Raw genomic sequence first — 9,159 nt, forward strand, 5'->3', positions numbered from 1 at the left:
CCCAGCTCCTCCCGTTCCGTCACCGTGAGCCATCCCTCCTGCTCCAGTTCGAACAGGGCCGGATACACCCGCAGTTTCTCCGCTCCGCTGTGGGCGATGATGTCCTCCATCATTCCATAACTTCAGCTCAACCACCCAAAATCCTCCTCCAGGATTTCAGCAGCCAATTCCTCTTCATCCGAAAGACTCCGGCAACTATTCCTAAAATTCTCCCACTCCTTTTTCACGACTTCCCTGATATGGTCGCATTCCAAAGGATTCTTATACAACAATTTCCTGGCCTTTTCACACCAGAATTCCATTTGTTCAATATATTCCCAACCATCTTTCCGTTGGAAACTTCTCACAATAGCCTGCTCAGAATAAACCGGCACATATGGGAAGTCCGACAATGCTTTGATATTACGACCAAAGTCTACCACCGAACACGATTCACAGTCTCTGAAATTTCCCCCCGGTTTTCTGCTGCCTGTCAAACCAGTTTTTAGCCATCGGAGCCACCTTCTCACTAAAAACAAAAAGACTCTGTCTGCTGACCGTCTTTTCTCCACCCAAAAGGCTTTTGGTATAGACTACTTTCCGTTCCATTTCTGTTTTGGAAAGATTTCCGGTACTTTCATATCCCATTCTAAACTCTACCAGTAACAGGCGCGCATCGACCGCGCGGTTGTTGTGATACGTTCCAACTCCGATAACCGCATCTACCGTATTGTCGGCCTGCGCTTTGTGCATCACCTTCTTCTCATAAGAATCCATATCCAGGCATTCTATACGAGTATCAAAATAATCACTCCCCGGATAATCTCTGTTAGAGACTCCGTTCAGCAACGCCGGACACAACCGGTAAAGCGAATGCTCCCGTACCGTCTCATTCAGATACACCAGCTGCTCCATACTCCCTGATTCGGTCTATCGCTATATTGAACGATTCAAAAATCTCCCCGATTTCATGCCCAAGTGCCTCATAGCTGAACGCATGTCTGTTTGTATCCGACTGACGGGCCACATAAAAACAAGTATGGTCCAGTATCCCCTCCTTATTGGCAATGTCATGGATGGCCGATACCATATCCGGATTATGACTGGCCACCATAATCTTCAACCCCAACACCTTGTGGAGGAGCACCAGCATGCGGGCAAACTCCACAATCCATTGCGGATGCAGATGCGCCTCCGGCTCATCAATCATCAGAAGTGTTTCCTCGTTCAGGTATCCGTTTTCCAACAGCCGTTGCAGATAAGAAAACGTCTTGAATCCGGTAGCCACCTCAGTCAGCCTGATATGAATCTGTTGGTCACTCGAAACATAATTCAAACTGGGACTTCTGAACGAAGTATCGTCCTTCTCCAGAACCGCCTGTCCGTCCAGCAACTTTTTTATCCTAAGCAACAGTTTCTTTACCTCTGTCGATTCATTACTCTTGTTTTCTTCCGTCATCATCTCCCGCAGCGCATTCCAGAAACGATTGTTCGTAAAATCCGATGTGACAGACATGGGCGTATCCACATAAATGGCATTTCTCAGATTATACAAGTTAGAAAGATGTCCGTCTATGATACCTACTCCGTCTTCTTCCAGCTGTATATTGGAAGGCCAATCCTCTCGTAGTCCAAACTGTCTGTCCAGCATTCTGAAAAAGGTAGAGACCTCCCGCTGTTCCATGTCGTTGTAGAGCGTAGTAGTAAGCCTGTCCATCCATCGACTGGCCTGTTCGGTAAAATCGGTTATCGTCTGCCGGATCGTCTTCCCTTCTGCCTTCATATTCAGATACCTCATGACACGTTCCTTCCGCACCTCCGACATTTCCTCGTCCAAGTTCTCTTCAAGCGTATCCGTCACGATGGATAAAGCCTGTAAAAACAAGTCTCTGGCCACATCAACCTGCTTTCGCGAATAAGCGCCTGTTCCTCTCAGTTGTTCCTGAATCTCATAAAGTTTTCCTCTTGCAGAGTCCTGAAAAGCTATGCCTGTTTTCCTGATCCGTTCGATATCCTTACACACAAACACCATCCGATCCACCCACGCAGTCAACTTATCCACATATTCATGCAACAGGTTGTTCTCAAATTCAGCCGTTCCTTTAATTACATAATACAGCCACCGTGACAACGTACTTTTCCCGCAGCCATTGATACCCGACAACACTGTAATACCGTCAATGACAATATCCGCATCCTGAATAGCATGATAGTCGCGCAAAATGAATCGATATGTACTCATCGTATAAAATGAAGACGCATTAATTAGTTTGTAAAGCCAAGAAAATCCTTCGCCATGACAAAGTTATAAAAATATTCTATAGCATTACAAGGTAAGATACTATTTTCTTCCGTCCCCAAACAAAAATCGGGCGAAGCCGCCTCTCAGCCACTCCGCCCGATTTCTCATATCCTAATATTTGATATTTAATCTTTATGTAGTTCATTCCACACTTTATTCGGATTCATCCGTGTATCCTCTAATGAGAGAATAATAATATCACGGTTTTGAACCGTATAATAAAGTTTATTTTGAGGAGTCACGACACATTGACGAATAGTTTTATCTTGCAGGCTCAGCGTACCCATCACGTTCGTTCGTGCGAAGGTGAAGGGATCCTTGATCAAGCGGTCCACGTGGCTCTCCACTGCCAGGTGTATAGTTGCCGATGAAATCAGCAGGTCGTAGGGCGTGGAGATAATCAGTATCTCGCGGATGCCCGCCAGCATCAGCACTGAAATGAGATAATAAATCATCGGTTTGTCGAAGATGGTGAGCAACTATTTGCTCACCCCCTTGGTGATGCGATGCAGACGCATACCTATTCCCCCTGCCAGAACCATCCCTTTCAAATCTTCCTTAAGTATTTAAAATAGTCAAAAAGCGCTGTAATTCCGCATCCAATGGAAGTAGTTTCTCTACCTCAATCTCATCCAAGATATCTGGAGCTGATTTCAATTTACCGTAAGAGATTTTCTTCTTTTTCCCGTCCGATTCTTTCTCAAAAAAGGTACGGATTAAAATACTCAGTTTTTCAGAAGGTTTATTAATTGCTTCAATATCCTTTCCTCGTATCAAAGAATGATCTTCGATTTTTTCAGCACACCTTTTCCTTAAATATCCTTTAGCTTCCCCCCATAATATTCAGCTTTACCACCGTTTTCCTCCTATCATTCCGCAAAGCCACATTTGTCCGGGCAGGTATTCCCCTTCCCACTCAGGAAAATCCTCCTCACACTTCCGATGAACGGTTGTTGCATTATTGTCATCTTTTTCAAACACCAATATATCTTCCAGTTCAAATTGGTTGAGCAAGTACGGCGAATGCGTAGCTGCTATTATCTGGGTTTGCCTGGCCGCCATCTTTACCATTTCTGCCACCGAACGAATCATATCCGGATGTAATCCACGCTCAGGTTCATCAATGCCCACCAGGTTTCCCCGTTGTGTATTATAAAAAATGCACTCCAGCAAAAGGAAACGTAAAGTTCCATCTGAAATATGCAAAGAGCCGATGGCACGCTGCATATTTTCTTCCAACAACGACAGATATGAAAGCCCATAGCGATTACTGATGTCTATTCCCTTGAAGTGAGGATTCACCCGACTCAACATATTTTCCAAGCGTTCGAAGTCAAACCGATGATTCAGCTTAATATCATTCAATATCTGAGTCAGATTGCTCCCCGTTTTTCTCAACCGCACGTCTGTAGAATATTCAGCAGGATAGCGCAGCCTACTGTTCTCACCCACTTCAAAACCGGCATAGACAGCCATCGTTTCTATCGCTTTCCGCAAGGTGTAAGTCGACAGATAATGCTGAGGATCATTTATTTGCCGAAGCACCAGTTCCTGTCCGGATACTTCGCCGTCCTTGTAATCCTGCATAACTACCGTCCCGTCTTCCCTACGGGCGCTTATTTTCCCTGTTCCGTTGCTGAATTTCAGATAGTCAAAGATACCCCCTTGAGTATGGTTGCGTGTGAACACATGCTCACAAAGTGAATAGCTTGTACCCATCGGGCGCAGTGTAATGCGATAAAACACATCCGACGTAAAGTTGGCTGCCGCATTAAGTTTATTCAACTCTGCGTAATCGAAAACATAAGTTAACTGAGCGTAAGGAGTATTACGTTCACCATTAAAATTAAGTATCTGGTCACACCCGCCCCACTGTTCCTGTATCAATCGGCCAATTCCTTCACTCGAAACCCCTTCGCATAGCAGTCGTATGGCATTGATAAACGAAGTCTTTCCACTTCCGTTAATGCCCAGCAACAGATTGACTCCCTTGTTCAGCTTCACTCTCGTTTCGCCGTAAAAGGAAAAAAAATCTCTCAATATAATTTCTTTCAGCATACCTTATTAGTTCATATAGAAGTGGGCCAAAGATAACATTTTTTTTTTAAACAAGCAACCTTACCCCAATAATGGCCCCCTAGGCAATCCCCTTACTCCCCAAACAAAAATCGGGCGAAGCCGCCATTCCTCAGCTTCGCCCGATTTATTTGTCAATCCAATGTTTCTTCACTTGAAAAGGTCACATACCAAACCTCTTTCGAAACATCAGACAAACCGTCCACTACCCCATCATAAAAATTATTTTACCAACTCGAGCCCATTTCTCCATTATTTTGTTTACTTTTGTCCTACACGTTGAAGCTGCATGATTGTTAACCCTCTATTATATCAGGCCATGAAAAAATTTGCATTACTCACACTCCTCATTCTGGCAGGCATCTTCATGCCTATCCAGGGACAGAACCTTCTGTACACATTTCATTTCGATACCGTCAACGATTCGCCGGGAAAAGGATACATCAAGATATACGATAACCGGACGATCGAATACTACGGAAGCGGCAAAGATTCCTTCCACTACAAGTTTACATTTGTGTCAGCCAACCTTTTAGCCGATACATTCTTCTCTCTATACAGCGCCTCCGGCCAGGAGCAGTCAGAACAAAAGCCCCATGTCATATTCATAAGCGGAACCTACGCCCTGTATTCCGAGGTTATATCCAATGACACCATCACCCATGCGCTCAAACATTCCAATGAACATGCGAACGACAATCCATACACATCCCTACTGGATTCATACCGTAACCGTACAGGCGCCTTTATCAATTTCAGAAGCCTATCCGATCTGGAGCTTCCTTTGTCTATCGAAGGATGGATCATACCTCACACCGTCGACATCCCCGGCAATGAAAGTGAGAAGGCATATCCCGTGCGTACCAAGACCGGCAAATACGTCAACGAAACAAACTTGAAAGACTATGAAGTATGGACCGATGCCAACTGGCTTACCATACGCACCCAAACAGAAACCGCTTTCCTGCTGAAATGGGAGTCCAATCCCACCGGAGCCACCCGCAGTGCGAATGTATATGTCAAGGCAGGCGACAAAACCACCCAAATGACAGTAAGGCAAGCCGCTCTAAAGGCATCCATCGAACAAGTATGGGTAGAACACAACAAGCGCCAGGGCCTTGTCAAAGGCATGAAGATACACGTCCGGTTCCAGACTTATGGAGTAAGAGGCCTTCCCGGCAACTGTGCGGCCTACTTCAGCTTTGCCAACGGCACCCGCCTCATGGACTACAACGGCGCCTATCGTTCGGTAGACGGGCAAGTCTGCTGCGGCGGTTCCTTTATATCCAACTACGATTCCTGTATTTTCAACGACTACGTGCTGTTCATGCCCTACAGCGAACTTCACATCACCGGAAAAGCCGATTGCAAATTCCTGGTACAAGTCACGGTAGGAGGCCAATACATCTCCAGTCAGGAAGTCTTCTTCAATGTCTATTGACGCTTTCTGTTTCCGGTCCCCCACTTTCCAAACAAAAAAATCGGGCGAAGCCGCACAGTCGCTGCTTCGCCCGATTCTTCATACTCTATTCTTTTTATCTGATATATTGTCCTTCAACCCAATTATTTGTAATATGCTTTACCAAAATACGTCCTTGATTTTGCTCAAAGAAGACATACCACGTAGTCTTACGTGCACTCTTCCGCCTGAAGAAAGCATATTCTATATCCACGCCCAAATAAGCAAAATGGTAAGCCAACGAATCTGCAATCTTATAATGAGGGACATTCGGCAGTTGCGATATAAAGTCCACAATATCATCCACAATTTTTTCCGCAGCTTCATAAGTGGACAGATAACCCTCCTTCACCAGCGTTTGGGGCAGAATACTCAGAAAGTCCTCCGCTTCCGGTAAGATTCGAATTTCACATGTCTGCATAGATTTCCTTCAATTTCCCTTTGCAGGCATCCCGAAATTGCTCAAGCGTCACCCCCCGTTCCCATTCCTGTTCAAAAGTCTCCGATACCTTCTGCCGCTCCACGAAGTTCAGTACAGACTGCACATCTTCCAACGCCTCCATCCCCATAATCCGTTTCACCAGCTTCACCTTCAGCGCATCTATAGTTCCATACCCAGCAATCGGTTCATTCACCTCCTGCCTGCATGCCTGCTGCTTATCATATTCCTGCATCGTCTTCATATCCTTTCTTTTTCTGTTCCTGTCTTCGTATAACAAAGATACACAATTCCCCGCAGAAAACCAAATCTCCACAGCCACAATTACCATCTGTCTTCAAACAAATATCGGACAAATCCGCCATTCCAATCTATATTTTAAAACTACTCTAAAATCCTCTTGATTTACTCACAAGAAAAAATCACATTTCATTAATTTCATAGAAACAGTAAAAATAAATCCAATAAATGATAGAAGTTACGTACATTTTTGTAACTTTGCAAAATCAGTAAAATTTAATCAACCAAATTCTAATCATTAAAAAAACATTTTTATGGAAACACAAGATCAAAAAGAAACTTATCAATCCCCCATTGTAGAAGTAATTGATATGGAAGTAGAAGGAAGCATTCTTCAGGCCAGTGGCGTCGATAGCCCCGGTTGGGGACATGGAGAAGATTTCTAATTATTTATCACTTTATTGTCCGCCTAATGAAAAAACATATTATTCATATTTGTACCCTATTTTTCACGATAGGGTTGTTGTATTCATGTAACGATGCATACATCATCGACGAACAGCAAGCTACAAATACAACTGAAAATACAGAAACGGGAATTCCACTTCCCGAAGTTTTAACATTCAACTTAGCTACAGATTCCACTCCAGACACCCGTCTGGCATTTACCGAAGATTTCTCCGGAGGTCAAACGGCAATAACAAGTGTTTGGTCTCAAGGAGATTCTTTTATAGTTTTAGGAAATAAAAGAAACGAAAACAATCAAATCGTTGTAGATGACACCAAACAATGTGTGTATACACTCATTGATGGTGCAAACACCCCCAAAGGTACGTTCCAAGCGAATGGCCCGACTTTTTCCGCTGAATACTACAGCATGTATTACCCCTCTTCTGTGAAAAGTTGGGGAGATTTCTGTAGAAGACCATTGACTGGACAGATTCAACAGGGTAATGGTAGCACCTCCCATCTCAAAGATTATTATTCATTTGCCTATGAAATATTTAGCGATCCCAACTCACTAACTTTCAAGCCGTCAAGATACTACAATCAAACTGGGTGTATGAAATTCAACCTCAGTGGATTCTCTAGTTCCATAACCCCCACAGCCATCGAGCTGAGTGTTGTCGACAATGACGGAGCCATTATCCCAGGGAAATTTTATGAATTCGTTGGAATGTATAGCGGAAGCGAAGAATCCACCATACTCTCCTTGAAAGGATTTGGAGCGACCTCTTCCATTACAGCTTACATGGTAATGGCTCAATCCGACATTAAACTAGAAACTGACCACAACCTGCGTGTCACAGTTCACCGAGAAGAAGGATTACCAATCTATGCCGACAAACCCGCAGGAGGAAAAACAATTAAAGGAGGACTACTGAACACCATCACGGTGACTAGTGGATGGAAAGAGACCTATACTTCTACAGATTTCTCTGAAGATTTCTCAAACAAACAGACAGTTTACACCATTCAAAAAGCCTCTTCAGGCTATGGCATCGATATCTATCTCATGGGCGACGGTTTCAGCGACCGTCAGATTGCCGATGGCACATACGCCGATTATATGAAAAGCACCGCTAATTGTCTCTTCCAAGAAGAACCTTATACTTCGTTCCGCAGCTGCTTCAACATCTATTATGTTAATGCAGTTTCGGTAAATGAGGGGTATGTGGAAGGCGGTTCGACTGCATTTAGTGGTAAATTCGGAGAAGGTACATATGTAGAAGGAAATCACAACAAATGCCAAGACTATGCCAAAGAGATTTTTAAATCTGTTCATAATAAAGATATGAGTGATGAGGATTGGAATAACACAACCATCATTGTTCCAATGAATTCCAAAAGACATGCCGGTACTTGTTTCTTTGGTTCGAGTATATCTAATAGTACACAATCTGCCGTGTATGGTATTGGCTACTCCATATCCTATTTCCCGATTGGACAGAACGCCGAACACCTCAGCCAACTTGTTCTACACGAAACGGGCGGGCATGGCATCGGTAAACTCCTAGACGAGTATTTCTATACAGGTACTATCAGCCAAAATGATATCGAAACCAATCTCGACTATAGAAATAATTTCGGCTGGGGATGGAATGTGGACTATACTTCTGATCCTAATCAAGTTGTATGGGCCAAATTCCTTAATGATACCCGTTTCTCTAACCAAGGTTTAGGAGTATTCGAAGGAGCCGCCACCTATCAATACGGAGCTTATCGTCCTACGGAAAACAGTATTATGCGCTATAACACCGGTGGCTACAACGCTCCATCGCGCGAGGCAATCTATTATCGCATTCAGAAACTCGCCTATGGTAAGGAACCTAATTACGAAGATTTTGTTGCATGGGATCAAGCTCATCGCTCCAGTTTCAACATTACCAGAGCTTATAAGAAGATTTATCCCCCCACAGCACCACCTGTCATCATCAACCTTCCATAACGTGTAGTTCCCCAAACAAAAATCGGGCGAAGCCGCTCTGTCGCTGCTTCGCCCGATTTCATTCTTCAGGTATCTCCTCCCCTATCTTTCGGAGAAAGGTCAGGGATGAAGCTTCACCCGCTTCGCACTCCCCAGCTCCTCCCGTTCCGTCACCGTGAGCCATCCCTCCTGCTCCAGTTCGAACAGGGCCGGATACACCCGCAGTTTCTCCGCTC

11 protein-coding genes and 1 pseudogene are annotated in these 9,159 nt (G+C 44.3%); 3 read left to right on the plus strand and 9 right to left on the minus strand.

Translation table 11 applies throughout. The features are described from left to right. Positions 1–122: 122 nt before the first annotated feature. The 7 genes and pseudogenes from HF894_RS14705 to HF894_RS14735 form a co-directional block, all read right to left on the minus strand. The gene (locus HF894_RS14705; protein WP_204973363.1) at positions 123–302 is read right to left on the minus strand and encodes a hypothetical protein; all 180 of its coding nucleotides are present in this window, start codon (positions 300–302) and stop codon (positions 123–125) included. Positions 303–432: 130 nt separating this feature from the next. Further along, on the minus strand, positions 433–894 hold the full coding sequence (locus HF894_RS14710) for a hypothetical protein (protein ID WP_204973365.1): 462 nt from the start codon (positions 892–894) through the stop codon (positions 433–435). Then, on the minus strand, positions 869–2,221 hold the full coding sequence (locus tag HF894_RS14715) for an AAA family ATPase (protein WP_075316719.1): 1,353 nt from the start codon (positions 2,219–2,221) through the stop codon (positions 869–871). The genes HF894_RS14710 and HF894_RS14715 overlap by 26 nt, the downstream gene beginning before the upstream one ends. Positions 2,222–2,406: 185 nt before the next feature. Next, positions 2,407–2,628: a hypothetical protein gene (locus tag HF894_RS15240; protein WP_394369869.1), complete on the minus strand. Its 222-nt coding sequence runs from the start codon at positions 2,626–2,628 to the stop codon at positions 2,407–2,409. Between the two features lie 30 nt (positions 2,629–2,658). After that, positions 2,659–2,832: pseudogene (locus HF894_RS14725) on the minus strand (sugar phosphate nucleotidyltransferase); the annotation flags it as partial. Positions 2,833–2,839: 7 nt separating this feature from the next. Next, positions 2,840–3,058 carry a hypothetical protein gene (locus tag HF894_RS14730; protein WP_204973367.1) on the minus strand — a complete coding sequence of 73 codons (219 nt, stop codon included), beginning with the start codon at positions 3,056–3,058 and terminating at the stop codon, positions 2,840–2,842. Positions 3,059–3,130: 72 nt separating this feature from the next. Then, positions 3,131–4,339 carry an AAA family ATPase gene (locus HF894_RS14735; protein WP_021847640.1) on the minus strand — a complete coding sequence of 403 codons (1,209 nt, stop codon included), beginning with the start codon at positions 4,337–4,339 and terminating at the stop codon, positions 3,131–3,133. Positions 4,340–4,676: 337 nt separating this feature from the next. On the opposite strand from HF894_RS14735, the gene HF894_RS14740 reads away from it, so the two are divergent. Next, the gene (locus HF894_RS14740; RefSeq protein WP_204973369.1) at positions 4,677–5,798 is read left to right on the plus strand and encodes a BACON domain-containing protein; all 1,122 of its coding nucleotides are present in this window, start codon (positions 4,677–4,679) and stop codon (positions 5,796–5,798) included. 94 nt (positions 5,799–5,892) lie between these two features. On the opposite strand, the gene HF894_RS14745 is transcribed toward HF894_RS14740, so the two are convergent. Together HF894_RS14745 and HF894_RS14750 are read right to left on the minus strand one after the other, a co-directional pair. Next, a complete protein-coding gene (locus HF894_RS14745; protein WP_204973371.1) occupies positions 5,893–6,237 on the minus strand; it encodes a hypothetical protein in 345 nt (114 codons plus the stop codon). Continuing rightward, positions 6,224–6,499: a hypothetical protein gene (locus HF894_RS14750; protein ID WP_204973373.1), complete on the minus strand. Its 276-nt coding sequence runs from the start codon at positions 6,497–6,499 to the stop codon at positions 6,224–6,226. Before HF894_RS14750 ends, HF894_RS14745 begins: the two co-directional genes overlap by 14 nt. A 310-nt stretch (positions 6,500–6,809) precedes the next feature. Here HF894_RS14750 and HF894_RS15290 point away from each other — a divergent pair, with 310 nt between their 5' ends. Both HF894_RS15290 and HF894_RS14755 read left to right on the plus strand, forming a co-directional pair. Next, entirely contained in the window at positions 6,810–6,941 is a 132-nt protein-coding gene (locus HF894_RS15290; protein ID WP_262899896.1) for a hypothetical protein, read from the plus strand. Between the two features lie 26 nt (positions 6,942–6,967). Then, entirely contained in the window at positions 6,968–8,944 is a 1,977-nt protein-coding gene (locus tag HF894_RS14755) for a M64 family metallopeptidase (RefSeq protein WP_204973375.1), read from the plus strand. Positions 8,945–9,159: the final 215 nt, after the last annotated feature.

Origin of the sequence: Caecibacteroides pullorum (assembly GCF_019239235.1) — a bacterium.
GTDB classification, from domain to species: Bacteria; Bacteroidota; Bacteroidia; order Bacteroidales; family Bacteroidaceae; genus Bacteroides; species Bacteroides pullorum.

Excerpts from the sequence above, each read along its gene's own strand:
- HF894_RS14705 (WP_204973363.1), bottom strand. The coding sequence starts at position 302 with ATGGAATTCTGGTGTGAAAAGGCCAGGAAATTGTTGTATAAGAATCCT.
- HF894_RS14710 (WP_204973365.1), bottom strand. The coding sequence starts at position 894 with ATGGAGCAGCTGGTGTATCTGAATGAGACGGTACGGGAGCATTCGCTT.
- HF894_RS14715 (WP_075316719.1), bottom strand. The coding sequence starts at position 2,221 with ATGAGTACATATCGATTCATTTTGCGCGACTATCATGCTATTCAGGAT.
- HF894_RS14735 (WP_021847640.1), bottom strand. The coding sequence starts at position 4,339 with ATGCTGAAAGAAATTATATTGAGAGATTTTTTTTCCTTTTACGGCGAA.
- HF894_RS14740 (WP_204973369.1), top strand. The coding sequence starts at position 4,677 with ATGAAAAAATTTGCATTACTCACACTCCTCATTCTGGCAGGCATCTTC.
- HF894_RS14745 (WP_204973371.1), bottom strand. The coding sequence starts at position 6,237 with ATGCAGACATGTGAAATTCGAATCTTACCGGAAGCGGAGGACTTTCTG.
- HF894_RS14750 (WP_204973373.1), bottom strand. The coding sequence starts at position 6,499 with ATGAAGACGATGCAGGAATATGATAAGCAGCAGGCATGCAGGCAGGAG.
- HF894_RS15290 (WP_262899896.1), top strand. The coding sequence starts at position 6,810 with ATGGAAACACAAGATCAAAAAGAAACTTATCAATCCCCCATTGTAGAA.
- HF894_RS14755 (WP_204973375.1), top strand. The coding sequence starts at position 6,968 with ATGAAAAAACATATTATTCATATTTGTACCCTATTTTTCACGATAGGG.